Source organism: Arthrobacter sp. FW306-05-C, assembly GCF_021801725.1.
Lineage (GTDB): Bacteria > Actinomycetota > Actinomycetes > Actinomycetales > Micrococcaceae > Arthrobacter.
The window spans coordinates 4,052,602-4,078,142 of sequence record NZ_CP084556.1; the positions used below are offsets into that span (position 1 = coordinate 4,052,602).

Genomic DNA, 25,541 nt, shown 5'->3' on the forward strand with positions numbered 1-25,541 from the left:
CGTCCTTCAGGCAGTAACAGAGGGGACCAGTTCGCAAAGAACTGGTCCCCTCCTTGCGGCGCACGCCATTGGGCGCCGGTCTTCATGCCTGGTTGATCAGGCGGCGCAGCCCCCGTTCGCGATGCTGGGATCGATGGCGGCGATCTGCTTCTGGATGTCCGCCAGCTGCGTTTGCAGGCTGGCCACCAGCAACTTCTGGGCCTCAATGGCGTCCTTGTTCTGCTTCTTCTGGCCCTGGATGGCCCGAAGAGTGTCCTGCGCGGCGGTGAGCTGGTTGTCCACCGTGGTCAGCTGGCCCTGCAGGGATGCCAGGTTGGCTTCCGCAGCATTTATGTCTCCGGTAAGGCTGTTGAGCTGGTCCAACAACGGCGCCACCCGCGTCTGCAGGTCCAGGACGTTGGCTTCGGCGGCGGCAATCTGGGTATTGAGCTTTGAGATCTGGGCTACCAGGCTGTCGCCGATCTGGTTGAGCGAGTCGATTTCTGCAGTCTTTTGTGCAACGGCAGTGTTGGCGGCATCAAGGGTGGCCTGCAGTCCCGGGAGCTGGCCCTGGAGCGTAGAGATTTCCGACTGCTTGTCCTGTACGGCGGCATTCGCTGCACTCAGTGCTGCCTGCGCGTCCGTCAATGCTGCATTTTTCGCGTCGAGGACGGCCTGCTGATCCGTGATGGCCTGCTGGGCCTGCTCAACGTTTTCGGTGAGGGATGGCAATGCGTCTTCGAGGTCCGCCACCACCTGCTGCTGGGCCGTCACCGCGGCTGCAGCGTCTTTCGCTGCCTGTTCCAGTGCCGGGAGCTGCCCCTGCAGGGTGGTGAGCTCGGCCTGCTTGTCGGCAACAGCCGCGTTGGCCTGGTTGACGGCGTCCTGCAGCGCTGGCACCTGCGCCTTGAGGGTGGCGATGTCGTCCTGCTTTGCAGTAACCGCTGCGTTGGCGGCGTCCAACGCTGCCTGCAGCGGGGCTGCCTGCTGCTGCAGGGTGCTGCTTTCCTGCTGCTTGGCCACAAGCTGGCTGTTCAAGTCGGTGACCTGCTTCTGGAGGGTGGCCAGGTCACCCTGGAGTCCGGAAATCGTCGCGTTCTTGTCGGCAATCTGGGCGTTCACGCCATTCAACTGAACCTGGAGGGCGTCGCGCTGGGCCTGAAGCGTCCGTTTCTTACTGGAATTTCCATTGATGGCAGCAATCTGGCTGTCCAGGTCAGCGATCTGCGCAGTCAACGCGTCTTTCTGCGCCTGCAGTGCTGCAAGGTCGCTCTGGGCCTGGGCCAGCGCCGCTTGTTTCGTGACGATCTGGCTGTTCACGCTTGAGATCTGGCTCTGGAGGCTGGTGATGTCAGCGTTCACGGCGGCGATCTTGGCGTTGTTGTCGCTGACTGCCTTGGCGGCTGCCTCCGCATTGGCCTGAAGCGTGGCCAGGTCCGACTGGGCTGCGGTGATATCTGCGTTCTTGGCATCGAGTGCCGCCTTGGCAGTGGAGGCCGCGGACTGCAGGGCCGTAAGCTCCGTCTGGGCCGTGGCGATCTGATCCTTCTTACTGCTGACAGCGGCGTCCGCGGCGGCAGCGGTCTCCTGCAGTGTGGCCAGTGCGGCTTTGGCCGCATCCACCTTGTCCTGCTGCGCCTGAAGGTCCGCGACCGCGGTGGTTCCGGCAGCTTCAAGTACCTTCAGCTGATTTTCGGCGTCAGTGACTTCCGTCTGTGCAGCCTTCACGGCGTCTGCGGCCTGCTGCGCTTGAGCGGTCAGGGCCGCCAGTTGTTCCTGGGCCTGCTGGATCTGGGTTTCCTTGGCAGTGACGTCTGAAGCGGCCTGGTCCGCGGCCTGCTGCAGCCGGGAAAGCTCCGTACGGGCAGCCGCAACCGCCGTGCTGTTGGCCACCAGTTCTGCGCCGAGCTTGTCCGCCTGGTCCTTCAAGGCGGCGGAGGCGGCCTGGGCCGCGGCGAGTTCATCCTGCAGCGGCGCCAGCTGGCCCGCCACGCTTGCCTGCTGGTTCTGTAGGTCGGCGAGGGCGGCTTCCGCTGCCGTCACCTGGGAGGCCAGGCTCGCCTGCTGGGCAGTTAGCTTGTCCACCTCCGCCTGCGCTGCTGCTTCCTGGCTGTCCAGCTGCGTCTCCTGGGCTGCAAGGTCAGCCAGCGCCTTCTCCGCGTCCGCCTTCTGTGCCGCCAGTGCATCTGCCTGGGCCTGAAGGGCAGCCTTCTCCGCCTGCCGGGCAGCAATGGCGTCGGCGTTCTTCTTGGCGGCGGCCTTCAGGAGGTTCTCCTGGACGGCGCCGCGGTGCGCCAGCTGGTTGACCACGCCGTTACAGATTCCGGGGGCCGTGCCGGGGGCTGCCACCGCGGGCTGGACCAGCACCAGGGTGGTTGTGAGCAGTCCGGGCAGGACCACAGCTGCAGCCAGGCGCCGGGACAGGGGGGATTTGGAAGGGGAAGTGCGCATGCGAGCTCCTGATAAAGACCATTGCGGCTGACCTCTCTGGCCGCCTCACAGGCCCACCGTAGATTTCGGTGCAGGGGTAGAACACGCGTAATTACCACTTGTCTTTTTTCCCCAAGTACTCGCTTTCTGCTGGATGTGTGACAGGGCGCGCCGCCCCCTTGCCGTAGCCCAGTCCGATGACGTACCAGGCCGGAAGCGCGGGCCGGGTCCATTCAGGCACCCCGAACGCCTATACTGATGCAGCCACTGCCAGGAGCCCCTATGACGCACCCCCACCAGGATCCATCTGCCTTTGCTGAATCTGCCGTGGCTGCAGCTCCGGAACGCCTGCTGGAACGTCCCGGCGTCCGGCCCGCGGGTCCCCGCCGGATCCTCCGCGACCTGGGCCTGTCTTATGTCTCCAACGGCGCCATCGGGCTTATTTTCGCGGCCTCCGGGCCCATCGCCGTCACCCTGGCCGTCGGAACGGCGGGCGGCCTGACCCAAAGCCAGCTGTCGTCCTGGGTTTTTGGCATTCTCTTTTCCGGCGGGGCCGCCACGCTGCTGATGTCGCTCATCTACCGCCAGCCGCTAGGCTTTGCCTGGTCCATTCCGGGCACGGTACTCCTTGGACCTTCCCTCCAGCACCTGTCCTTCCCCGAAGTAGTTGGGGCGTTTTTTACGTCCGGGGTGCTGATCCTCGCCCTGGGCGCCACCGGCGTTGTGCGCAAAGCCATGGCGCTGGTGCCCATGCCGCTCGTGATGGCGATGGTTGCCGCGGTGTTCCTGAAGTTCGGTACAGACATCGTCGCCTCGACCCAGGACAACCCGGCGGTGGCAGCTCCGATGGTGGCCGCGTTCCTGGTCCTTACCGCTGTTCCACGGTTTGGCAGGTTCCTGCCGCCGGTCCTGGGCACCCTGGTGGCGGGCTGCATCGCGGTGGCGGCCAGCGGCCAGTTCAGCCTGCTGCCCGGCGGGCCGCTTCTGGCCACCCTGGTTTTCACCGCCCCTGAATTCACGTGGGCCGCCCAGCTTGAACTGGTGGTTCCGCTGGCCGTCACCGTGCTGTTCGTTCAAAACGGCCAGGGCATCGCCGTCCTCCGCGCTGCCGGCCACCAGCCGCCGGTGAATGCTTTCGCCATGGCCTCCGGTGCGTTCTCAGTGCTGAACGCCGGCTTCGGTGCCGTTTCGGCCTGCGTTACGGGCCCCACCAACGCCCTGTTGACCACGTCCGGGAAGAGGGAGCGCCAATACACGGCGGCCGTGGCGTATGGCCTGCTGGCCCTGGTGTTCGCAGCGTTTGCCCCCACCCTGACCCGGCTGATGCTGGCCGCGCCCAAGGAATTCGTCCTGGCACTGGGCGGGATCGCGATGCTGCGGGCCCTCCAGCAGGCGTTTGTCACGGCCTTCGCCAGCAGCTTCACGCTCGGTTCACTGGTGACGTTCGTGGTGACCATTTCCGGCATGAACCTCTTCAACATTCATGCAGCCTTCTGGGGGCTGGTGATCGGCTACGGGGTGTCCCGCCTGCTGGAGCGCGCGGACCACGCCCGCGCTTGAGGCGGACCGGGCGTGCGGGTGCCACAGCGCCTGGCAGGAACATTTCCGCGTCAGCGCGGGTCCGGTTCAACCGCCCAGGCCAGCCGGTGCAGGAAAGTTGCTGTCCTGCTCCGAAACGCCAGCCACGCCAGCCGCTTCCACCCGGGCTTCGCCACGACCTGTGGGGCGTGCGGCAGTGCGCTGCCGCCGGCGCGGATGGCGCCCGCAAACAAGAGGGCAACGAGGCTTGCGCTTTCCATCTTTCTCCAAGCTGTACTGATAAATCCCGGGTGTACCAGTACCGTGCCCGGGAGGCGACGGCTTCAAACACAATCGGCAGGCCGGCCGTTCCTTGAAAGTGCGCGCTGGTGCGCGGTTAGGCAGGTGCAGTGATAGGCAATAGTCTGGCCAGATGGGGACCAGTGCCGTGAACTCCGGCGAACAGACTGACAGGCAATCGCGCATCCTTGACGCAGCGATGGAACTGCTGTCCCGTCACGGGATCGCGGGAGTGAGCATGCGATCCGTGGCGCGCGAGGCGGGCGTGGCACTGGGACTGGTCAATTACTACTACGACGACAAAACCACCCTGATCCGGGCAGCCCTGGGCAGGGTGGATGAGCACGATCTCCTGCTCGTCGCGCCGGACCCGTCGGTGTCCCCCGATGAGCAACTTCGGAGGGCGCTCCATCGAGTGGCAGCCGCCGACCTGCTCACCACCCGCTACCTTTCCCTGCGCCTTCACCTTTGGGCCCTGGCCCAGGCGGACGAGGATTACGCGCAGATCAACGCCGCTGCCTTTGACCGGTACATCGACGGGCTCGCCGCGCTGGTGTCCAGCGCCAAGCCCGACCTGCCCTGGCTGGCGTGCAGGGAGCGGGCTTCGGACATCGTCGTTATCCAGAACGGCATGTGGCTGACGGCGCTGCTCGGGGTGGACAAAGCCTCCATTCAACGAAGTATTACGCGGACGGAAGAGATCGCCTTCGCGCCAATCAACGAGCCCGGCCGGGGCGAAAGCGGCTAAAACGCCGGGCCTGAGCAGGCTGAGCGGCCCTACCGCAAGGCAACCGTAGCGCCATCAACATCATTGAACAAGCGTTCAAGAAATCTATTGAACACTTGTTCAATGTGCATTACTGTCCTCGGTATGACTTACGCCACATCAACGCAGGACCCCGTCCTCGGCGTCGAAACCGATACAGCATCCACCCTGTTCATCAACGGCGCGTGGGAGCAGGCAGCCTCCGGCGCCGTGCGCGAAATCCGCAATCCGGCCGATGGCGAACTGGCCGCCATCGTCTCCGAAGCCGGCCGGGAAGACGCCGAACGCGCCATCGCCGCAGCCCGCGCCGCCTTCGACTCCGGCGTTTGGTCGGACGTCCCGGCACCGGAGCGCGGCGCCTTCCTCCTGAAGGTTGCCGCGGGACTCCGCGAGCGCCGGGAAGAGTTCGCCCGTGCCGAATCGCTGGATACCGGCAAGCGGATGGTGGAAAGCCGCATCGACATGGATGACATTGCCGCCTGCTTCGAGTATTTCGGCAGGCTCGCCGGGCAGCAGGCAGGCCGCGTGGTGGATGCCGGGGACGCCGCCGTCGTGAGCAAAATCGTCTACGAACCCGTGGGCGTGTGCGGCCTCATCACCCCATGGAACTACCCCCTCCTCCAGGCCGCGTGGAAGATCGCCCCGGCCCTCGCTGCCGGCTGCACCTTCGTCCTCAAGCCCTCCGAGCTCACCCCGTCCACCAGCATCCTGGCCATGCAGCTGCTGCAGGACCTCGGCCTGCCGGCCGGCGTCGCCAACCTCGTCACCGGCACCGGCCCCCAGGCGGGGGCACCGCTTTCGGAACACCCCGCCGTCGACCTCGTCTCCTTCACCGGCGGCCTGGAAACCGGCAAGCGCATCGCCGCGGCCGCTGCCGGCACCGTCAAGAAGGTGGCGCTGGAGCTTGGCGGGAAGAACCCGAACGTTATCTTCGCGGACGCCGACTTCGACGCCGCCGTGGACAACGCCCTCAACGGCGCATTCGTCCACTCCGGGCAGGTCTGCTCCGCCGGCGCCCGGCTGGTGGTGGAGGAATCCATCGCCGAACGCTTCGTGGATGAACTGGTCCGCCGCGCCAAGGACATCCGGATCGGCGGCCCCTTCGACGAGGACGCCGAGACCGGACCCCTGATCTCAGCCGCCCACCGGGACAAGGTGGACGCCTTCGTCCAGCGCGGCATCGCGGAGGGCGCGCGGCTGCGAACGGGCGGCGCGGCGCCGGAAGGGGAAAAGTACGACGCCGGCTTCTACTACCAGCCGACCATCCTGGACCAGGTGCAACGCGGCATGTCCGTGGTCACCGACGAGGCGTTCGGCCCCGTGGTCACGGTGGAAACCTTCCGCACCGAGGACGAGGCAGTGGCGACCGCCAACGACACCATCTACGGCCTGGCCGGCGCCGTCTGGACCCAGGACGCCGGAAAGGCCCAGCGCGTTGCAGGCAGGCTCCGCCACGGCACCATCTGGATCAACGACTACCACCCCTACCTCCCCCAGGCCGAGTGGGGCGGCTTCGGCCAGTCCGGCGTCGGCCGCGAGCTGGGCCCCACGGGCCTGGCCGAATACCAGGAAGCCAAGCACATCTACCAGAACACCGGCCCGCAGGTCACCGGCTGGTTCGCTGACCACAGCAAGGAGAACTAGATGCACTACGACAACATCGAGGACGTGAGCGACCGCGGGTTCGACTACGTCGTGATCGGCGGCGGGTCCGCCGGGGCCGCCGTGGCAGCACGGCTCAGCGAGGATCCGGAGGTGACCGTGGCCCTCGTCGAGGCGGGCCCGGACGACCGGAACATCCCCGAGATCCTGCAGCTGGACCGCTGGATGGAACTGCTGGAATCGGGCTACGACTGGGATTACCCCATCGAGCCGCAGGAGAACGGCAACTCCTTCATGCGCCACGCCCGTGCCAAGGTCATGGGCGGCTGCTCCAGCCACAACTCCTGCATCGCCTTCTGGGCCCCGCGCGAGGACCTGGACGAATGGGAATCCAAGTACGGCGCCACCGGCTGGAACGCTGCCAACGCCTGGCCGCTGTACAAGCGGCTGGAAACCAATGAGGACGCCGGCCCGGACGCACCCCACCATGGGGACTCCGGCCCCGTGCACCTGATGAACGTGCCCCCGGCGGATCCTGCCGGCGTCGCGCTTTTGGACGCCTGTGAGCAGACCGGGATTCCGCGGGCGAAGTTCAACACCGGCACCACCGTGGTCAACGGCGCCAACTTCTTCCAGATCAACCGCCGCGCTGACGGCACCCGGTCCTCCAGCTCCGTCTCCTACATCCACCCCATCGTGGACCGCCCCAACTTCACCCTGCTGACCGGCCTGCGTGCCCGCCAGCTGGTGTTCGACGCCGACAAGCGCTGCACCGGCGTGGACGTGGTGGACGGCGCGTTCGGCCGGACCCACCGGCTCACCGCCCACCGCGAAGTCGTCGTGTCCACCGGCGCCATCGACTCCCCCAAGCTGCTGATGCTCTCCGGCATCGGCCCGGCAGAGCACCTGGCCCGGCACGGCATCGAGGTGCTGGTGGACTCCCCCGGCGTCGGTGAGAACCTGCAGGACCACCCGGAGGGCGTGGTGCAGTTCGAGGCCAAGCAGCCCATGGTGCAGACCTCCACCCAGTGGTGGGAGATCGGCATCTTCACGCCCACCGAGGACGGCCTGGACCGGCCCGACCTGATGATGCACTACGGCTCCGTCCCGTTCGACATGAACACCCTGCGGCACGGCTACCCCACCACGGAAAACGGCTTCAGCCTCACCCCCAACGTCACGCACGCCCGCTCCCGCGGCACCGTGCGCCTGCGCAGCCGCGACTTCCGCGACAAGCCCATGGTGGATCCCCGCTACTTCACGGACCCGGAAGGCCACGACATGCGCGTGATGGTGGCCGGCATCCGCAAGGCCCGCGAAATCGCCGCCCGGCCCGCCATGGCCGAATGGACCGGCCGTGAGCTGTCGCCCGGCGTCGAGGCGCAGTCGGATGAGGAACTGCAGGACTACATCCGCAAGACCCACAACACCGTCTACCACCCGGTGGGCACGGTCCGCATGGGAGCGGACGACGACGGGATGTCTCCCTTGGATGCCCGGCTGCGGGTCAAAGGCGTCACCGGCCTCCGGGTCGCCGATGCGTCCGTCATGCCTGAACACGTCACCGTCAATCCCAACATCACCGTCATGATGATCGGCGAGCGCTGCGCTGATTTGATTAAGGCGGACTACGCCGGCACCCACGCCCTGGAAGAGAAGGAGCTCAGCACGTCCCTCGCCTAAGCGGCGGGTCATCCCGGGGGCCGCGTTCCCAACAGCGCCGGCCCCCGCAGAACGTTTATCTCGCCGCACCCCAGGGCGGCCGTTCCCATCGTGCTTTTCTGAACTAGGTGTATTGACCACGGAGGTTAGGAACATGCGGCGTGGTTAGGTGACAAAAAGAAGACCTCCAAGTGGAGTGGGGCTTGTCTAAGAGTCCGATCCACAAGGAGGTCTTCAATGTCCCATGCTAACGCGCTTCTGACGCCGAAGGGACGGCTCCGGCTGGCCCGGTGCATCGTCGATGACGGGTGGCCGCTGCGCCGTGCTGCTGAGCGGTTCCAGGTGTCGGTGACGACCGCAGCGCGGTGGGCGGCCCGTTACCGGGAGCACGGGGAGCACGGGACGGGTGATCGTTCCAGCCGGCCCATCAACTCCCCGCGTCGGACCTCCACGCGGCGGGAGCGGCGGATCGTCGCGATCAGAGTCAACCGGCGCTGGGGCCCGGCACGGATCGGCTATCTGCTGGGCATTCACCCCTCCACGGTGCACCGGGTGCTGTCCCGGTTTGGGCTGGCGAGGCTGGCGTGGATGGACCGGGCCACGGGCCGGGTGATTCGCCGGTACGAGCACCACAGCCCCGGGGACCTGGTCCACGTCGACATCAAGAAACTTGGACGGATCCCTGACGGCGGCGGACACCGCAGTGTCGGCAGGGCCGCCGGAAACCGGAACAAGACCGGTACCGCGGCGAACCGGAGACCGGGTCACGCCTTCTTGCACAACGCCGTCGATGATCACTCCAGGCTCGCCTACACGGAGATCCTGACCGATGAGAAAAAGGACACTGCGGCCGGATTCTGGGAACGCGCCAATGCCTACTTCGAGTCCCACGGGATCACTGTCAAACGGGTCCTGACCGATAACGGATCCTGCTACCGCTCCTACGCATTCAAAGACGCTCTGGGCCCGGACATCAAGCACAAACGCACCCGCCCCTACAGGCCTCAGACAAACGGCAAAGTCGAGCGCTACAACCGCACCATGCTCGACGAATGGGCCTACGCCCGTCCCTACGCCTCCGAGGCCGAGCGTGTTGCCGCTTTCGCCGACTGGCTCCATCATTACAATCATCATCGAGGCCACACCTCACTCAACGGTCAGCCACCGGCCAGCCGCGTCACCAACCTCTCAGGTCAATACAACTAGGAGTCCATATTGGAACCCAGCAAGAGTATTGATTCAAGCGGCATGGACGAATTCGGCTACACCCAGACGCTGGATCGGAGCATCGGCAAGTTTGCCAGCTTCGCCGCGGGTGTCAGCTACATCTCCATCCTCACCGGTGTTTTCCAGCTGTTCTACTTCGGTTTTTCCATGGCCGGCCCGGCGTACGCCTGGTCCTGGCCCATCGTGTTCGTTGGCCAGCTGATGGTGGCCCTGTGTTTCGCCGAACTGGCAGGCCGTTACCCGGTGGCCGGTTCCGTCTACAACTGGGCCAAGCGGCTCGCGTCCGGAACCTCGTCCTGGCTCGCCGGCTGGCTGCTGCTGCTGTCCTCGATCATGGCTCTGGGCTCCGTGGCCCTGGCCCTGCAGATCACCCTGCCGCAGCTCTGGTCAGGCTTCCAGTTCGTCGGTGATGGCACCGGCCCGTACGACTTCGCCATGAACGGCGTGGTGCTGGCCACCATCATGATCACCATCTCCACCCTCATCAACGCCTTCGGCGTGAAGCTCATGACCCGGATCAACAGCATCGGCGTCTTCGTGGAGCTCATCGCCGCCGTCCTCCTGATCCTGGCACTGGGCTGGCACGTGGTCCGCGGCCCGGAGGTTTTCTTTGATACGGCCGGTTTCGGCGAAGGGAAGGACCTGGGCTTCTTCGGCGTCTTCCTGATCGGCGCCATGGCCTCCGGCTACGTCATGTACGGCTTCGATACCGCCAGCTCACTGGGCGAGGAGACGAAGGACCCCAAGAAGACCGCTCCCAAGGCCATCCTGCGCGCCGTCACGGCGTCGTTCCTGCTGGGCGGTGGAATCCTGCTGTTCGGCATCCTGGCCGCACCGGACCTCACGGACCCGCAGATCGGTTCCCCGGACGGCGGCCTGCAGCACATTGTGCTCTCCGTCCTGGGCGGCCCGTTCGGCAAGGCCTTCCTGGCCTGCATCGTGGTGGCTGTGGTGGTCTGCACCCTGGCGGTCCACGCCGCCGCCATCCGCATGATGTTCGCCATGGCCCGCGATAACAACCTGCCTTTCAGCCGGCAGCTGAGCAAGGTGGACCCGGTCCGCCGGACCCCCACGGTCGCCGCGATCGTCATCGGCGTCATGGCCGTCATCCCGCTGCTGGTCAACGTGATGCAGCCGGCCATCTTCACCATCCTGTCCAGCATCAGCATCGTGCTGATCTACCTGTCCTACCTGCTGGTCACGGTCCCGCTGCTGCGCAAGCGGCTGCTGAAGAAGTGGCCCCTGATCGCGGACGGTTCCGAGCCCGGGTTCTCCATGGGCAAGTGGGGTCTTCCCGTGAACATCGTCGCCGTCCTGTGGGGCGCCGCCATGACCATCAACCTCGTGTGGCCGCGCCCGGAGATCTACAACTCGGTGCCGCCATTCGAGTGGTACCTGCAGTGGGGCGGGGTGATGTTCGTGGGCGCCGTGGTGATCGGCGGCACCCTGCTCTACCGCCTGAAGATCCGCCACCAGACCGGGGTGCTCGCCGAGCACGCCGCCGCAGTCGCTGCCCACCCGGCGTCCAATGACCCGCGGTATGACGCACCGGAGGAGGCAGTACCCGCCAACGCCGTCCTGGCAACCGAAGGCTAGCAACGCTTCACCTATAGGGGCCGACGTCGGCACTCACTCGAGTGCCGACGTCGGCCTTTTTGCGTTGGCCGGGGCGGCATGTTGAGGCCCAGCGTCACACAACGGAACGGCCATCCGTTCCGGAGCGCCAACGCCCTACCCTTGACAGGTGACATTGACTAAAATTCGCACCGCGTCCGCGGGCTCCCTGGCCGCTGCCGGCCTCCTGCTTACCCTCGCCGCCTGCTCCACGCCGGCCTCCACCCAGCCAAGCTCCTCGGCCCCTGCCTCTTCCGCAGCGGCTTCGTCGAGCGCCGCTTCAACCTCTGCCGGCCCCTGCGCGGGTGTGAAGGTCATCGTCGATTCCGGCGCCCTAAAGCAGTCCGCCGCCGACACCTCCGCCTGCGTGTCCGTGGACGGGCCCACCGTGGCCTCGGACGTGCTGAGCAAAGCCGACGTGAAGATCGAGGGCACCGCCAAGTACCCCACGAGCTTCGCGTGCCGCGTCAACGGCGTGCCCGCTGCGGACTTCGACATCAAGCACAAGGGCGGCACCACCCGCGAAGCGTGCGATGACAAAAACACAGTCTCTTACTGGGCCCTCTGGGTGAAACCCGCCGCCGGCACGTGGGCTTACGCGCAGGAAGGCCTGGACAGCCTGAAGCTCAGCCCCGGCGAGAGCCTTGAACTGCTCTACACCGTGGACAACGAACCGGCAGCTCCCGCGGCATGACCTTCCGGCCCGCGCCGTTGCGCGCAGCGGCGGTTCTCGCTGCTGTGTTCATCGCGGCGCGGGTCGTCTACCGCGTCCTCTTCAATGGAGCCGGCACCGGCAGCCCGGTCCTGCTCAATCTCCCGCCGCTGCGGCTGCCGGCGCCGTACGCCCACGTAGTGCTTCTGGGTCCGGTCACCGGGCCCGGGCTCTGGCAGGCGGTGCTGTCCGCCCTGCCGATCGCACTCACCATCCTGGGGTTCGGCCTGCTCAATGCCTGGGTGGACGTGTCCCGCGGCTTCGTTCGCCTGGCCCGGGGCGGCCCCCTGCAGGGCGTTGCCCGGATGCTGGTTGTCGCGTGGGCTGCGCTACCCGCCCTTTCCGACGCCGTCGACTCGGTCCGCCTGGCCTTCCGGCTCCGGGGCGAAAAGTTCGGACCGCGCGCCCTGGTGCCGATCCTCGAGCGGACCCTGGAGCACGCGGGCCGGGTTGCCGCGGCCCTGGAGCTGCGCGGCTTCGGCAGCCGGAACACTCTCGGGACGGACGACGACGGCGGCGCTCCCCTTCAGGTGCGCGACGCCGGTTTCCGCATTAGTGAGACTCAGCTCCACGTTGGCCGCTTCGAACCGCAGCCAGGCACGGTGTCGGTGATGATCGGGCCCACGGGCTCCGGCAAGTCCACCATTCTGCGCGGCTTGGCTGGCCTCCTCTCACACCTCGACGGCGGGGAGATCTCCGGCACCGTGCGGGTGGGCGGACTGGATCGCGCCGACACTCCGCCCCGGGACACAGCCCGTTTGGTCGGGGTGGTTCTGCAGAATCCCCGCGCTGCGTTCGCGACCAGCCGCGTCCGGGACGAGATCGCCCTGGCGCTTGAGCCGCGCGGAGTGCCGCCCCTTGCTGCGGAGGCCCGGGTGCTGGAAGTGGCGGAACGCATTGGAGCCTCGGCACTACTGAACCGGGACGTCAGCACCCTCTCGGCCGGTGAGGCAACCCTGGTGGCCATCGCCGCCGCCGTCGTGGACCACCCCAGGCTTCTCCTGGTGGACGAACCCCTGGCCGATCTCGACTCCACGGCCCGCGCCCGCGTCATTGCCGTGCTTCGTGCCCTGGCCAATGACGGCGTGTGCGTCATCGTCGCCGAGCACCGCGCCGCGGCGCTGGTGCCGGTGGCTGACTCCTGGTGGACTATAAAGGACAGCGCGCTGGTCCCGGGCACCGCGCCCACCCCGTCCGCTCCCGCCGATTCCCGGCCGGTGGCGGTTACTGTCAACAGCCACGTCCCCGTGCTGGCGGCAACCCACCTTGAAGTGCAGCGGAAGGGCACGCCGATGGTCCGCGATGCCTCCGTGGCCCTGCACCGCGGCGAGATCGTTGCGCTGGTGGGGCCGAACGGGGCCGGGAAGTCGTCCCTGCTGGTGGCGCTAGCCCTGAATGGAAGCGTGCCGGGAATGACCAGTGTGGGAACGGTCGACGGCGGGCGGGCCGCCCTGGTGCCGGACGCCTCTGACGACCTCTTCACCCGTGACACGGTTGCGGGCGAGCTGCGTGCGGCGGAACGGCGGCTGGCGCGTGGAAAGAACGGTGTACAGCCTGCACCCGGGTTTGCTGCTGCGCGTCTTGCCCGGCTGCGCGGAGCGACGGGAATGCCTCTTGGCCATGAGCATCCCCGGGACCTTTCCGCCGGCGAACGCAGGATCCTGGCCATCACGCTGCAGACCATGGACAACCCTGCGGTCCTCCTGATCGACGAGCCCACCCGCGGGCTCGATCCCGCGGCGCGGACGGCGGTGGCGGAGGCGCTGCGCACCGCGGCGGAGGATGGCACGGCGGTCCTGATTGCCACGCACGACCTCGACTTCGCCTCCAGCCTGGGTGCCCGGATTCTGCCGATGCGGGATGGTGTGGCCCCGTCACCGGAACTGGAACGCGTCCAGGAAGCATTCATTCCCGCGCCGCCCCGGCCTGCCGTTGCCCGTCCAGCACCAGCGGCTGTCCAGTCGCAGGCTGTCATTGAAACTGCCCAGAAGCCCCACCGCTTCCGGATGCCGCGCGGCGCCGAGCTTGCTGTCCTCGCCGCCGCCAACGTTCTCGCCCTCGCGGCATTCTGCTGGCCGCTGCTTGCCGCGGCACTCCCGCAGGACGCTGCCGCCGCAACCCCCTACATCGCCCTGGCAATTGCACCCGTGGCCGCGGTCGCCGTCGTGCTTTCGCTGGACGGATCGGTGCGCTCGGCACATACGGTGGCGCTGCTCGGCGTGCTGGCTGCCGTCGGTTCCGCCGTGCGGGTGGCGAGCACCGGCGTCGGCGGCGTGGAGGCGGTGTTCATCCTGTTGATGCTGGCCGGCCGTGCGTTCGGTGCGCGGTTCGGGCTGCTGCTCGGTGCCGCCACGATTGCCGTTTCCAGCGCGCTATGGGGCGGCATCGGCCCGTGGACGCCGTTTCAGATTTTCGCCTGTGCCTGGGTGGGCGCCGGGGCCGGTCTGCTCCCCAAGCGGGTTCGCGGCCGGGCCGAGCTGTGGATGCTGGCGGCGTACGGCGTGGTGGCGTCCTACGTGTTTGGGCTGCTGTTGAACCTGTGGTTCTGGCCCTTCGCCGTGGGTGCGGGCACCGGCATCTCCTACGTTCCGGGAGCGCCGCTGGGCACCAACCTCAGCAGCTTCCTGCTGTACTCGCTGTTGACGTCGACGGCGGGCTGGGACACCCTGCGCGCCGTCACCACGGTGATCGGCATCGCGGTGGTGGGCCGGGCGGTGCTTGCCTCGCTGCGGCGGGTAAAGCCGGTGTCGGCGGGGACTGCAGGCTCCGACGCGAAGGCCGCCCACCCCTCTTCCTCCGTACGGGGCCACTCTTCCCGGGCTCGGCGCCAGCTCACACCTTGAGGCGGCGGTCCCCCATATCCGGGCACGCGGGGTAGTCCATCAACAAGCTGACACGGCGCCCACCGCACGTAAGTGCCGTCGCGGGATTCGGGTACCTGCCACCCGGGTGCCCGCTGGACCGCGGCCGTACCGTTTACAGAGGCCTCGCTGCTTACAGAGGCCTTGCTGCGCCCCTACGCGCCGGGGCGCATTGAAAGACAATCTGAAGGAGATCGGCCATCATGCCCCCTCGCGAAGCACCAGCCTACGAGCCGACGCATCACGAAGCTGGATGGCGCTTAAAGCCGCGCCCGTGGCCTGTTGGCCCCAGCGAGAGCTACGGAAAAGTCGACTTTAATGACGGAGAGGGAAAGGCTGTCCTCACCCTCTACATCCAGCGCGCACCCGAGGAAGGTTACGTACTGCACGTCGAGCACTTAGCCGCTCCGCTGCGAGTGGATGGAACACTCGTTCGCCTGAATCCGGTCCCGCACGTGGACAGGGAGGCCGCCGACTTCCGAAGGATCTCTGCTGCCCATACGGCTGCCGCGAAAGCCGCGGCTGAGCTGCAGGCCGCCGTCAGCGCCGCCCGCGCGAAGGGAGACTCGTGGGAGGTTATCGGCGCCGCCCTCGGCACGTCCGCTCGAACTGCCCGGGAGCGGTTCGGAAACCACTGAGACGCCAGCTCACACCTTGAAGTACTTGGCCTCCGGGTGGTGGAACACGAACGCGTCGGTGGACTGTTCGGGGTGCAGCATGAGCTCGTCGCTGAGGACCACGCCCATGCGCTCGGGCTTCAGCAGCTCCGTCACCTTGCGGCGATCCTCCATGTCCGGGCACGCGGGGTAGCCCAGTGAGAACCGTGCACCGCGGTAGTCCAGCTTGAAGTACCCTGCCGTGTCCTTCGGCTCCTCGGCCCCGAAGCCCAGCTCCTTGCGGATGCGGGCGTGCCAGAACTCGGCGAGCGCCTCGGTGAGCTGCATGACCAGGCCGTTGAGCTCGTAGTAGTCGCGGTACTGGTTGGCGGCGAACATCTTGGAGGTGAACTCTTCAATCTTCGAGCCGGCGGTGACCAGCTGCATGGGCAGCACGTCGATCTGGCCGGACTCTCGGGACTTCACGAAGTCGGCCAGGCACAGGTGCCGGTCGCGGCGCTGGCGCGGAAAGTTGAACCGCAGGCGGTCGGTGCCGATCGGACCGCCTGAACCACCGTCCGGGGCGAGCAGGCCGGCCTGCCCCAGGACGCCGTCGGGATCCTCACCGTGGTGCAGCACCACCACCTGTTCCCCTTCGGAGACCACGGGGAAGTAGCCGTACGCGACGGAGGCGTCCAGCATGCCCTCGGCCAGGATGCGGTCCAGCCAGTAGCGCAGGCGCGGCCGGCCTTCGCGTTCCACGAGTTCCTCGTAGGAGGCGCCGTCCTCGCCGCGGCCGGGTTTGAGGCCCCACTGGCCCATGAAGGTGGCGCGCTCGTCGAGGAACGCGGAGTAGTCGTGGAGTGAAACTCCGCGGACAATGCGGGTGCCCCAGAATGGCGGCACGGGCACGGGGTTGTCGCTGGCGACGTCGGAGCGGCCGGGCATGGCTTCGGGCTCGGTGATGGTGAACTTCGCCCCGCCCTTGTGGATGCGCTTCTTCAACGGCGGCAGGCCGACGTCGTCCGGTGATTCGCCGCGGGCCACGCGCACCAGCGGTTCCATCAGGGACAGGCCCTCGAAGGCGTCCTTGGCGTAGCGGACCACGCCGTCGAACTGCTCGGCCAGGTCCTGCTCCACGTAGGCGCGGGTGAGGGCTGCGCCGCCGAGGATCACCGGCCACTTCTTGGCCAGGCCGCGGGACTGGAGCTCGGCAAGGTTTTCCTTCATCACCACGGTAGACTTCACCAGCAGCCCGGACATGCCGATCACGTCGGCGTTGTGCTCCTCCGCGGCGGCGATGATCTCGGCGATGCCCTGCTTGATGCCGATGTTGATGACCTTGTAGCCGTTGTTGGTGAGGATGATGTCCACCAGGTTCTTGCCGATGTCGTGCACGTCGCCGCGGACGGTGGCGATCACCATGGTGCCCTTGCCGGAGGAGTCCGACTTCTCCATGTGCGGTTCCAGCAGGGCCACGGCGTTCTTCATGACCTCGGCCGACTGGAGCACGAACGGCAGCTGCATCTCGCCGGCGCCGAAGCGTTCGCCCACCACCTTCATGCCCTCGAGCAGGTGGTCGTTGATGATACCCAGCGGGGTCATGCCCTCGCTGCGCGCCAGGTCCAGGTCCTCCTCGAGGCCCTTGCCCTCGCCGTCGATGATGCGCCGTTCCAGCCGCGCTCCGGTGGGCAGTGCGGCGAGTTCGGCGGCGCGCTGGTCCTTGAGGGCTGCGGTGTCGACGCCGGCGAACATGTCGAGCATGATGGCCAGGGGGTCGTAGGTGGTGTTGCCGTCGGCGTCGTATTCGCGGCGGTCCCACACCAGGTCCAGGGCCACCTTGCGCTGCTCCTCGGGGAGGGACGCAAGCGGGACGATCTTGGCGGCGTCGATGATGCCGCTGGTGAGGCCGGCCTGGACGGCCTCGTGGAGGAACACGGAGTTCAGGACGACGCGCGCTGCCGGGTTCAGGCCGAAGGAGACGTTGGAGACGCCGAGCGTGGTGTTGATGCCGGGGTATTTAGCGGTGATCTGGCGGATGGCCTCGATGGTTTCGATGCCGTCGCGGCGGGTTTCCTCCTGGCCGGTGGCGACGGGGAAGGTGAGGCAGTCGACAATGATGTCCTCGACGCGCATGCCCCATTCCCCCACCAGCGAGTCGATAAGGCGGGAGGCGATGGCCACCTTGCCCTCGGTGGTGCGGGCCTGGCCCTCTTCGTTGATGGTCAGGGCGATGACGGCGGTGCCGTGTTCCTTCACGAGCGGCATGATACGGGCGAAGCGGCTGTTGGGGCCGTCGCCGTCCTCATAGTTGACGGAGTTGACCACGGGGCGGCCGCCGATGAGTTCCAGCCCGGCCTTCAGGACCGGGGGTTCGGTGGAGTCGATGACCAGCGGGAGGGTGGAGGCGGAGGCGAAGCGGGAGACGATTTCCTTGACGTCCGCCACGCCGTCGCGGCCCACGTAGTCCACGCAGACGTCCAGCAGGTGCGCGCCGACGCGGATCTGTTCGCGGGCGATGTCCACGCAGTCATCCCAGCGTTCCTCGAGCATGGCTTGGCGGAAGGCTTTGGAACCGTTGGCGTTGGTGCGCTCACCGATGGCCAGGTACGCGGACTCCTGGTCGAAGTTCACGTGCTGGTACAGGGAGGCGACGCCGGCTTCGCGCTCTTCGGGGATTCTGGCCGGTGCTGTTTTGTCCTCGGTGGCCACGGCTTTGGTGCGGAAGGGCGCGAGACGTTCGACGACGGCGGCCATGTGCTCCGGCGTCGTACCGCAGCAGCCGCCCACCAGGCCCAGGCCGAATTCGCGCACGAACTGTTCGTGCGCGGTGGCGAGTTCGGTGGGGGTGAGCGGGTAGTGCGCGCCGTTGGCGCCGAGGATGGGCAGGCCGGCGTTGGGCATGCAGGCGATGGCGACGGAGGACTGCTTGGCGAGGTGGCGGAGGTGTTCGCTCATCTCGTCCGGGCCGGTGGCGCAGTTGAGGCCGATGGCGTCGACGCCGAGCGGCTCCAGGGCGGTGAGGGCGGCGCCGATTTCGGAGCCCATGAGCATGGTTCCGGTGGTTTCGACGGTAACTTCGACGAAGATGGGGAGGCGGATGCCCTTGGAGACGATGGCCTGCTTGCAGCCGTTGACCGCAGCCTTGGTCTGCAGGAGGTCCTGGCTGGTTTCGATGAGGAAGGCGTCCGCGCCGCCGTCGATGAGGCCTTCTGCCTGAAGGGCGAACGTCTGCTTGAGCCAGTCGTAGCTGGTGTGGCCAAGGCTGGGGAGCTTGGTGCCGGGGCCCATGGAGCCGAGAACCCAGCGCATCCGGCCGTCGGTTTGTTCCGCCGCTTCGGCGCGTTCGCGGGCGATCCTGGCGCCCTTTTGTGCCAGTTCCTCGATCCGGTCGTCGATGCCGTAGTCCGAGAGGTTGGACCAGTTGGCGCCGAAGGTGTTGGTTTCCACGGCATCGATCCCCGTGGCGAAGTAGGCGTCGTGGATGTCCGCGATGACGTCCGGGCGGGTGTCGTTGAGGATCTCGTTACAGCCCTCGAGGTTCTGGAAGTCTGTGTCCAGCTGCAAGTCGCGGCCCTGCAGCATGGTGCCCATGGCGCCGTCGGCAATGACCACCCGGTGGTTCACGGCGTCCAGGAGTGCCTGGGCGCGGGCGGGGCGGAGGACGGATTCGATGTCCAGTGCGAAACGAGGCATTTAAACAGGTTACGGGCGGGGCCGCCTGCGTTGCGCTGTGTGTCTGGATACTACGGTGGGAGTGGCGGACGTTCCCGGTGCCGGACGAAGGAACTACCTGAAATTCGACAATTGATCTTATGTAAAGCTGACGCGGAGCGAGCCTCCCTACGGGCCCTCCGCAACGGACTTAGACAGCACTGAACCCTGCAGTTCGGGCCCGTCAGGTGTATGTGTCTGGGGATTCATTGAACATTTTGCGCGACTGCCTGGGCCTCACGGTACTCCTTGTATGCGGGCCCAGCAGTTAGCAGAATCGAGCCAACTCCGCCAAAAGCCAGAATGGATGATTCCCATAGAGGCATAAAGCTCTTGGAGCCGATGCCTATAGCCTCCGCCCCGACGGATGATATTCCGAAGACGACCCAAAACCACAACATCACCCTCGACGTAGTAGTTCCCTTCACGTAGTCAACAAGGGTTAGAGGCAGCTTCGACAGCCTTGCTGCCCATATCCAGCAGGTCACCAAGGCTATGGCGGCGAGCCCGAGCAAGAGTGCTGCCTGGAGCTTGGAGTCCCCGTCCTGGCCCTGAAGCACCCCAGCGAAGATGGAGGCGATTATTACTACTGGTACCACGTAGACCCACGACGTTTTGCGATCATCCACCGCCTCAAGGAATCCCTTCACGGCTTTCGTCCAAAGTTTGCGCATACGCATAAACCGAAGGTATCCGCAGAGTCACCGCGATCCTCAGATATGAAGCCGATCCTTAACGCGAGAGTCCACGCCATTGTCAGACCCCGCAGGTAGCGTCCTAAACGGAAGCATAGTGCTGCCATCAAAGAAGGGGACATACTGATGAAGCAGGAACAAAGCGTGCGAGCAATTTTCCGCTGCCGCTCCGGTCACGAGCACGAGCTCTGCGTCAACGTTCAGCGCGGTGTACCGCCGGAACTTCGTTGCCGTCCGTCCCAGCCTCAGGGCTACGGCTCTGGCAATGGATCGGGTTGCAAGGTTCCAACCGACCTCCAAGAGCAGGTACAGCGCGAGCTTCGGTACTCATTGCAAGAGAGCAAGCGTCAGGGTTATGTCCTAATTGAGGGCTAATGTGCCGCCGAAATTTACTGGCTCCGTCGTGCCTGGTCAGAAAGTTCCAAGAAGAACAGTAGCGTTTTTGTGTCCATTCCGGATCGAGGCTCCATTTCAATCAGTTATTCTCAGACCGGGTCTTGCTGCTCGAAGGTGTCCTGGCGTCGTATACACGAAATAAACGTCATGCCGGCGCTGCCAGTGACTGCAAAACCACAGAGAACTGCGGAAATCTTGGGTGCATTATGTTAGGTGCACAAGAATGACATGGGGGCAAAGTGAAAAAGTACTATCTGCCGGGCAAAGACAACTGGCACAACTTTGAAATTGTTGGCGAGTCGTATCGCGAGAAACAGATCCTCTCAGCTCTGGGGCGCCGCCCAAGGCTCGACGAAGAGATCGAGGACGTCTTCGAAGCGTTTCTCGTGCCGGAACCGGATAATCCCCACGACGCGAACGCTATCTCGGTGCGGGTCAACGGACAGGTCGTCGGTTACCTGGACCGTGACTCTGCTGCCGTTTATCGCCCTTTAATCCACCGCATCGCTGCAAGCGGCATGATAGCCACAACCACGGCGCGGATCTGGGCTGTGGTGCGGGAGTCATGGGAAGCTGAGCGGCAGGCGAGATTTTTCTCAAATGTTCGTATTTACCTGCCCGAGGCCCACGAGATCCTTCCGCTCAACAACCATTTCCCGGCCAACTTGGCAGTTCTTCCTTGGAGTGGCGCCCTTCAAGTGACGGGCGAAGACCAGCATTTCGCCCATCTGTTCAACTACCTGCCTCAGAACGGCGAAGGGCTTGTCATTCTAACGATGCACAAGCTCGTGCAGACCCTAAAGAACGGCACCGAGAAGAACCTCGTTGAGGTCCGTCTTGACGGTGAACGGGTGGGGCAGCTGACAGCAACCACCTCCAACCACTATCTGCCATCGATTTCTCACGCAGCAGATGCAGGGAAGGAGCTGGGGATCTGGGCCAGGATCAAAGGCTCGGGGCTTGCAGCCGAGCTGGTCATTCAGGGTGCCAGGGCCACCGAGTTGAATGACGCGTGGCTCAGTACGATGCCCTCCTTCCCCCCCGCTGACGCCGGAAACCGCCGCTTATACAGTCCCGCCCGCCTACACCGGAGATGCCCCCAGGCCCCGCAGCCCTAGGACCATCACCACACCATCAGCGGGCGAAAGCAGCTTTCGGACGGTGCCCCCTTTCAGGAAATCGGACCGCCAGCCACCTAAGGGAAAAGTGGTGCTTACAGACAAGGACAGGCGATACAGTCCGCTAATTCATCGGATCGCGGGCGTAGCAATGATTATTATTGGTGTCATCATGGGCGCTATCCTTGCTGCCATCCCGCTACTTGGGCCGGTGCTTTTTATCGGCTGCCTTGCCTTGGGAATTATGGGCAACATTCGCTCACGGAAGATAGCGACCGCGCTCGAACAGGAACTACCTGTCTCCGGATTTATCCCGAAATAGGCATCGAGCGTCCCGGTGCAGTCACGTTGGCTCACCTCGACGGAGATTCACCGCCACTTTCGAACCGCACAACGGCGCACGGAGGACCGCTGCCTCTTCGCTACAGAAAAGACTCTTGACGCTTCGGGCCGATGCTTGGACACTCAGTCCACAGACAAGCGTTGGAGGCGACCATGGTTGGTCAGCGGATCGGCTACGTCCGGGTGAGCACTGTGGATCAGAACGAGTTCCGTCAGCTCGAGGGCCAGGTCCTGGACCGGGCTTTCACGGACAAGGCTTCGGGCCGGGATACCGCCCGGCCCGAGCTGACGGAGCTGCTGCGATTCGTCCGCGACGGGGATACGGTGGTTGTGCACAGCATGGACCGGCTCGCGCGCAACCTCGATGACCTGCGTGCACTCGTACAAGGCCTGACCCGGCGCGGAGTCCGTGTGGAGTTCCTCAAAGAACAGCTCGTCTTCACCGGCGAGGACTCGCCCATGGCCAACCTCATGCTCTCCGTCATGGGCGCCTTCGCGGAGTTCGAACGCTCCCTGATCAGGAACGTCAGCGCGAGGGCATCGCCCTGGCCAAACAACGCGGCGCCTATAAAGGGCGGAAAAAGGCGCTGACGCCGGAACGGGTGGCCGAACTGGTCCAGCGCGCCGGCACCGGCACTCCGAAAGTCGTCCTCGCCCGCGATTATGGAATCAGCAGGGAAACGGTCTACCAGTACCAGCGCCAGGCTGCGTTGCAGTAACCACTTCCTCCCCCGGCCCTTCGTTCCCAGCCAGCCCCAAGGTTTACCCGCCAGGGTTGTTTATGGAACTTCGGCCAACCGCTATTTGGCCGGAGTTTCGCCAAATCTAGGACTTCCGGCAACCTCGGCATGGCCTGCACGATGTCAGTGTCTGGGTCAGCATGAACGCGGTGCGGAGACGTCGTTAAACCCTCCCGGTCGCAAAATGAGCTTTGCCGTTCCTCGCCCCCCAGCCTTACAGAACGTCCACTATCGGCTCTTTAAAGCTGCCGGGGGAGTGCCTCCCAGAGGGGCCGTTTCCTGTTGTCGTTCGTCCCGCTTTTTCCCGAATTCTTGGCGATAGAACCGGCCAGCCAGCAGCTGGTTGACGGCGTCTGGCCATCCTCGTGCTCGCACCGCGTACGGCCTGGTCTTGCTACAGAGTTGGGGAATCCAGCCAGTCGTCCCGGGCTCTCTCCTTGTTCATCGGTGCGGCTTTAGCGAAACATTAAAGACTGTTTCCGAAGGGGGCGTGGAAGAAAATAGCCAAGATACGTCGCCTTGGAACGTGCCGTCGATCTGAGTTATTCACTCGGTCAGCCAGGTTACCGCTTCGTCCATCGAGGTGAAGAACCGCGTCTGACACGAATGGGTATGCCGTGCGGCATAAAAGGTGGCTATGACTTCGTCTACAGGACTGGCACCCACGAGGGCCATCTGCGCGAGCGGCCACGGGGCTGCAAAAATCTCCGTGGCGCGGCGACCGATCCACTTCATGCTGGCCATTTCCACCAACATTGGGAGTGCACGCCCTGAACTCAGCTCAGCAGCGCGGCTCTTCAAAGCGGTCGCTTCGATTTCAGTGACCACTGCTCCGGGCTTCCATCGCACATGCAAGTAACCGTGAGGGGATAGATCGATGGTCACGATGTCACTTTCTTGCCCATTTAGTTCCACGACAACTCCTCAACACCCGTACGCAAGCCCGTCCTTACTGAAATCAGCAGTCCAGAAATCTAGTCGTAGGTTCCCTGGGACCCTTTCATATCACTTGTAAGGCCCTAGGCAGGCGTTCACGCCTCCTTCACGGTTGGTGGCGCAGATTAACCCGGGAAAGGCTTTGATAGTTAGGGCTGGCATTCCTTGAGCCCGCAGGCGGACTGCGGGTGCGGAATAGTGCGCGAGGAGGGCTAGCAGCCTACAGGACATCAGTGTCAAATCGGCGCTCACCTCATGGGAGAAATAGCACTGACGCATTGCCGCGTTGGATACAGGTGTCGGGTCAGCTAGCAATTTGTGCGGACCACGCTTTTATGTCCTCCGCAGTGAACCGTACGTCCGGCAGGGCAGCGCGGAGCCTTGTGTTTAACTCTTCCTCGACAACGAAGAGCGGCAGGCCGCTGGCGGTCGATGCAGTCTCCCGGATTGCTACTTCAACACGGCCAAGCAAAGCATTCAGCATTTCATTAGGGTCCGGGATTTCGGGTGACCCGCTAGTCATTGCCGACCGGATTTCATTTGGCAGAATTCCTGGGTAGTTCCGTAGGGAACCTTGGTGCTCAGAGCCACTGTGAAGGATCCTGGCCCTAGGCGTGTGACCAAGATGCCCTGCCGGCCATCTTTCATCGCCTCGTGACGGGCAATTTCGACGGCTGCGGTGAGGTCCTCCTGAATAATCCATGGATTATCTCCCCTGACGTGATACGTACTCCCCGCCTGGACGGTGGTGATCATTACGTGGTCCTGCTTCTACTGATAAAGGTTTTTCGTTTTTTGCGGCGCGGATCAGTGTCGTGTCCACCGCTGCTCGGGGTTCTCGGTTCATGGCTTCGATTGGTCCCCGTGGCGACGTTTGGCCCAGAAAAGGGGGCGCTTTCTGAGACGGCTTCTGCGATACGCACAAATATGGTCGCCACAAATTCCACCCCGGCAGGTCCGGAATGGGGGCTGGAGCCTGCCGGGAGTGGAACCCGCAACCAAAGTATCATGGATTCGCCGACTAACTATTCGTGTACGAAGTTTTCAGTAACAATGTTGGTCGTAGGAAAATGCGGAGGGAAGAACGTGGCCAGTGGAGAGACCCCGGCTCAGAAGTTCATGCGGCGGACCGGGAAGTTGCGGGCCATTTTTTGGGCCTGCTCAGCAGGGCCCGGTTCAGGGGCGTGTGATAGTCCGGCAGGACGCGGCCCAGCGCCAACGTGAAGAGCAGCTGCCCCAGTGGACCACGGTAGGCAACGCCGACGGCACAAGCTACCTCGTGTCCCGATAAACGCGCGGGTAGATTTCTCGCAGGTCTGGGGCTATTTTCCCACAGCGCAGCATGACCAGACATTGGGGGTGGGTGAGACCCATCCTGTCGAGCAAAGGTTTGTATGCAGCGACGACGTTGCGGGCCGCGACGCTTAGGGCAAAGCACAATTGCTTCTCCAGCAGAAGGTCTTCCTCAGCTCCTGCTGTTTCGGTTTGCGGGATGCTCAACTCGGTCAATACAAATCTCCAGAACTGATAATTATCCGAGCATGCTCGGATGGGATGGCGGCAAGCCTGCGGGGTGGAGCTCCTCGGGGCGACCTTCCGACTACGGCTTTAACGCAGGGATATGTCCTCGGGATTCTTCGGTACGACGTAGGTGCTGCCGTCGGAGCGGTGACGGGTTTCCCACTGCTGTGTTTCGGCCTGGCGCTTTCCCAGTAGTTCCCTGTTTGCGCTCGTCATGTCGTGATCAATAGACGTTCTGTGGGCGGTCCGAAGACGGCCCGCAACTTGCCCATTGCGTTCATGAATCTTTCCACAAAGGCCATCAGTGTTTCCTTTGCTGTCTTTTTTACGCCTCGAAGCCGCCGGACTTCTCTCCCGCCGCAGGGCTGCAGGGAACGAGCGCTCCCTCGCTGCTGAACTGACCGAAGCCGGCGCCGCCCTCAATAAGGAAGCGATGTCCGTGCCGGGAATCATGATGCAGAAACTGAAGCTGGAGCGCGAGGACGTTATACAGCTGCATACAGCAATGACCCGGCTTATCGCTGCAGCAAAGACTCAGCCCGCGATCACGGAGACGACCAACTCCTAACGCCAAGTGCGACCGGATCAACCCCTCAATGCCGAACCCGCCAGAGACTGCTTGCCAACTTGACGGCGCCGAGGGACGACGTTTGGCCCGCTCCCACAAGGTAACCAGGCCAGCATCCCTGCGACTGACTTCACGACCAGCCAGAACAACCCGGTCGCCAACCAACACGGAAATGGCCCAGCAGCAGCGACAACAACGAAAAAACAGATGGCGGGCCGAAAGGGCCGGCCGCAACGATCAGAAA

General features: G+C 64.8%; 18 protein-coding genes and 2 pseudogenes. 13 read left to right on the top strand and 7 right to left on the bottom strand.

The window, feature by feature from the left end; all coding sequences use genetic code 11:
* Positions 1-96: 96 nt before the first annotated feature.
* The gene (locus LFT44_RS18855; RefSeq protein ID WP_236799996.1) at positions 97-2,430 is read right to left on the bottom strand and encodes a chromosome segregation ATPase; all 2,334 of its coding nucleotides are present in this window, start codon (positions 2,428-2,430) and stop codon (positions 97-99) included.
* A 261-nt stretch (positions 2,431-2,691) separates the two neighbouring features.
* Here LFT44_RS18855 and LFT44_RS18860 point away from each other — a divergent pair, with 261 nt between their 5' ends.
* Positions 2,692-3,969 (top strand): benzoate/H(+) symporter BenE family transporter, encoded by a 1,278-nt coding sequence (locus tag LFT44_RS18860; RefSeq protein WP_236799998.1) that lies wholly within the window; start codon positions 2,692-2,694, stop codon positions 3,967-3,969.
* Between the two features lie 50 nt (positions 3,970-4,019).
* On the opposite strand, the gene LFT44_RS18865 is transcribed toward LFT44_RS18860, so the two are convergent.
* Positions 4,020-4,208 carry a hypothetical protein gene (locus LFT44_RS18865; protein WP_236799999.1) on the bottom strand — a complete coding sequence of 63 codons (189 nt, stop codon included), beginning with the start codon at positions 4,206-4,208 and terminating at the stop codon, positions 4,020-4,022.
* A 152-nt stretch (positions 4,209-4,360) separates the two neighbouring features.
* On the opposite strand from LFT44_RS18865, the gene LFT44_RS18870 reads away from it, so the two are divergent.
* The 8 genes from LFT44_RS18870 to LFT44_RS18905 all read left to right on the top strand — a co-directional run bounded on the left by LFT44_RS18870 (position 4,361) and on the right by LFT44_RS18905 (position 15,309).
* Positions 4,361-4,975 carry a TetR/AcrR family transcriptional regulator gene (locus tag LFT44_RS18870; protein WP_236800000.1) on the top strand — a complete coding sequence of 205 codons (615 nt, stop codon included), beginning with the start codon at positions 4,361-4,363 and terminating at the stop codon, positions 4,973-4,975.
* A 123-nt stretch (positions 4,976-5,098) separates the two neighbouring features.
* Entirely contained in the window at positions 5,099-6,637 is a 1,539-nt protein-coding gene (locus LFT44_RS18875) for an aldehyde dehydrogenase family protein (protein WP_236802955.1), read from the top strand.
* Positions 6,638-8,278 (top strand): GMC family oxidoreductase, encoded by a 1,641-nt coding sequence (locus LFT44_RS18880; RefSeq protein WP_236800001.1) that lies wholly within the window; start codon positions 6,638-6,640, stop codon positions 8,276-8,278.
* 216 nt (positions 8,279-8,494) lie between these two features.
* Positions 8,495-9,463, top strand: a complete 969-nt coding sequence (locus LFT44_RS18885; protein WP_236800003.1) for an IS481 family transposase — start codon at positions 8,495-8,497, stop codon at positions 9,461-9,463.
* A gap of 42 nt (positions 9,464-9,505) precedes the next feature.
* The gene (locus LFT44_RS18890; RefSeq protein WP_236802956.1) at positions 9,506-11,080 is read left to right on the top strand and encodes an APC family permease; all 1,575 of its coding nucleotides are present in this window, start codon (positions 9,506-9,508) and stop codon (positions 11,078-11,080) included.
* A 148-nt stretch (positions 11,081-11,228) separates the two neighbouring features.
* On the top strand, positions 11,229-11,792 hold the full coding sequence (locus tag LFT44_RS18895; protein WP_236800005.1) for a hypothetical protein: 564 nt from the start codon (positions 11,229-11,231) through the stop codon (positions 11,790-11,792).
* A complete protein-coding gene (locus tag LFT44_RS18900; protein ID WP_236800008.1) occupies positions 11,789-14,653 on the top strand; it encodes an ATP-binding cassette domain-containing protein in 2,865 nt (954 codons plus the stop codon). The genes LFT44_RS18895 and LFT44_RS18900 overlap by 4 nt, the downstream gene beginning before the upstream one ends.
* A gap of 221 nt (positions 14,654-14,874) precedes the next feature.
* On the top strand, positions 14,875-15,309 hold the full coding sequence (locus tag LFT44_RS18905) for a hypothetical protein (protein ID WP_236800010.1): 435 nt from the start codon (positions 14,875-14,877) through the stop codon (positions 15,307-15,309).
* A gap of 9 nt (positions 15,310-15,318) precedes the next feature.
* Here LFT44_RS18905 and metH read toward each other — a convergent pair whose 3' ends face one another.
* Both metH and LFT44_RS18915 read right to left on the bottom strand, forming a co-directional pair.
* Positions 15,319-18,963, bottom strand: coding sequence for a methionine synthase (gene metH / locus LFT44_RS18910; RefSeq protein ID WP_236800013.1), 3,645 nt, complete (start codon positions 18,961-18,963; stop codon positions 15,319-15,321).
* Between the two features lie 224 nt (positions 18,964-19,187).
* Complete coding sequence (locus LFT44_RS18915; protein WP_236800015.1) at positions 19,188-19,631, bottom strand: hypothetical protein; 444 nt, start codon at positions 19,629-19,631, stop codon at positions 19,188-19,190.
* Positions 19,632-20,311: 680 nt separating this feature from the next.
* Here LFT44_RS18915 and LFT44_RS18920 point away from each other — a divergent pair.
* The 3 genes and pseudogenes from LFT44_RS18920 to LFT44_RS18930 all read left to right on the top strand — a co-directional run bounded on the left by LFT44_RS18920 (position 20,312) and on the right by LFT44_RS18930 (position 22,251).
* Positions 20,312-21,190: an HIRAN domain-containing protein gene (locus LFT44_RS18920; RefSeq protein ID WP_236800017.1), complete on the top strand. Its 879-nt coding sequence runs from the start codon at positions 20,312-20,314 to the stop codon at positions 21,188-21,190.
* Between the two features lie 91 nt (positions 21,191-21,281).
* Positions 21,282-21,512, top strand: a complete 231-nt coding sequence (locus tag LFT44_RS18925; protein WP_236800019.1) for a hypothetical protein — start codon at positions 21,282-21,284, stop codon at positions 21,510-21,512.
* Between the two features lie 173 nt (positions 21,513-21,685).
* Positions 21,686-22,251 (top strand): annotated as a pseudogene (locus tag LFT44_RS18930) (recombinase family protein).
* A gap of 567 nt (positions 22,252-22,818) precedes the next feature.
* Here the strand turns inward: LFT44_RS18930 and LFT44_RS18935 are convergent.
* The 3 genes and pseudogenes from LFT44_RS18935 to LFT44_RS18950 all read right to left on the bottom strand — a co-directional run bounded on the left by LFT44_RS18935 (position 22,819) and on the right by LFT44_RS18950 (position 25,031).
* Entirely contained in the window at positions 22,819-23,157 is a 339-nt protein-coding gene (locus LFT44_RS18935; protein WP_236800022.1) for a DUF7793 family protein, read from the bottom strand.
* 570 nt (positions 23,158-23,727) lie between these two features.
* Positions 23,728-23,964, bottom strand: a complete 237-nt coding sequence (locus LFT44_RS18940; protein ID WP_236800024.1) for a hypothetical protein — start codon at positions 23,962-23,964, stop codon at positions 23,728-23,730.
* Positions 23,965-24,816: 852 nt separating this feature from the next.
* A pseudogene (locus LFT44_RS18950) lies at positions 24,817-25,031 on the bottom strand (hypothetical protein).
* Between the two features lie 11 nt (positions 25,032-25,042).
* Between LFT44_RS18950 and LFT44_RS18955 the strand changes: the two are divergent.
* Entirely contained in the window at positions 25,043-25,297 is a 255-nt protein-coding gene (locus LFT44_RS18955) for a hypothetical protein (protein ID WP_236800026.1), read from the top strand.
* Positions 25,298-25,541: the final 244 nt, after the last annotated feature.

What these genes read in the sequence shown, in the direction of transcription:
- LFT44_RS18860 (WP_236799998.1), top strand. Translation starts at nt 2,692, where the DNA reads ATGACGCACCCCCACCAGGATCCATCTGCCTTTGCTGAATCTGCCGTG.
- LFT44_RS18890 (WP_236802956.1), top strand. Translation starts at nt 9,506, where the DNA reads ATGGACGAATTCGGCTACACCCAGACGCTGGATCGGAGCATCGGCAAG.
- LFT44_RS18870 (WP_236800000.1), top strand. Translation starts at nt 4,361, where the DNA reads ATGGGGACCAGTGCCGTGAACTCCGGCGAACAGACTGACAGGCAATCG.
- LFT44_RS18875 (WP_236802955.1), top strand. Translation starts at nt 5,099, where the DNA reads ATGACTTACGCCACATCAACGCAGGACCCCGTCCTCGGCGTCGAAACC.
- LFT44_RS18900 (WP_236800008.1), top strand. Translation starts at nt 11,789, where the DNA reads ATGACCTTCCGGCCCGCGCCGTTGCGCGCAGCGGCGGTTCTCGCTGCT.
- LFT44_RS18940 (WP_236800024.1), bottom strand. Translation starts at nt 23,964, where the DNA reads ATGATCACCACCGTCCAGGCGGGGAGTACGTATCACGTCAGGGGAGAT.
- LFT44_RS18865 (WP_236799999.1), bottom strand. Translation starts at nt 4,208, where the DNA reads ATGGAAAGCGCAAGCCTCGTTGCCCTCTTGTTTGCGGGCGCCATCCGC.
- LFT44_RS18905 (WP_236800010.1), top strand. Translation starts at nt 14,875, where the DNA reads ATGCCCCCTCGCGAAGCACCAGCCTACGAGCCGACGCATCACGAAGCT.
- metH (WP_236800013.1), bottom strand. Translation starts at nt 18,963, where the DNA reads ATGCCTCGTTTCGCACTGGACATCGAATCCGTCCTCCGCCCCGCCCGC.
- LFT44_RS18880 (WP_236800001.1), top strand. Translation starts at nt 6,638, where the DNA reads ATGCACTACGACAACATCGAGGACGTGAGCGACCGCGGGTTCGACTAC.
- LFT44_RS18855 (WP_236799996.1), bottom strand. Translation starts at nt 2,430, where the DNA reads ATGCGCACTTCCCCTTCCAAATCCCCCCTGTCCCGGCGCCTGGCTGCA.
- LFT44_RS18885 (WP_236800003.1), top strand. Translation starts at nt 8,495, where the DNA reads ATGTCCCATGCTAACGCGCTTCTGACGCCGAAGGGACGGCTCCGGCTG.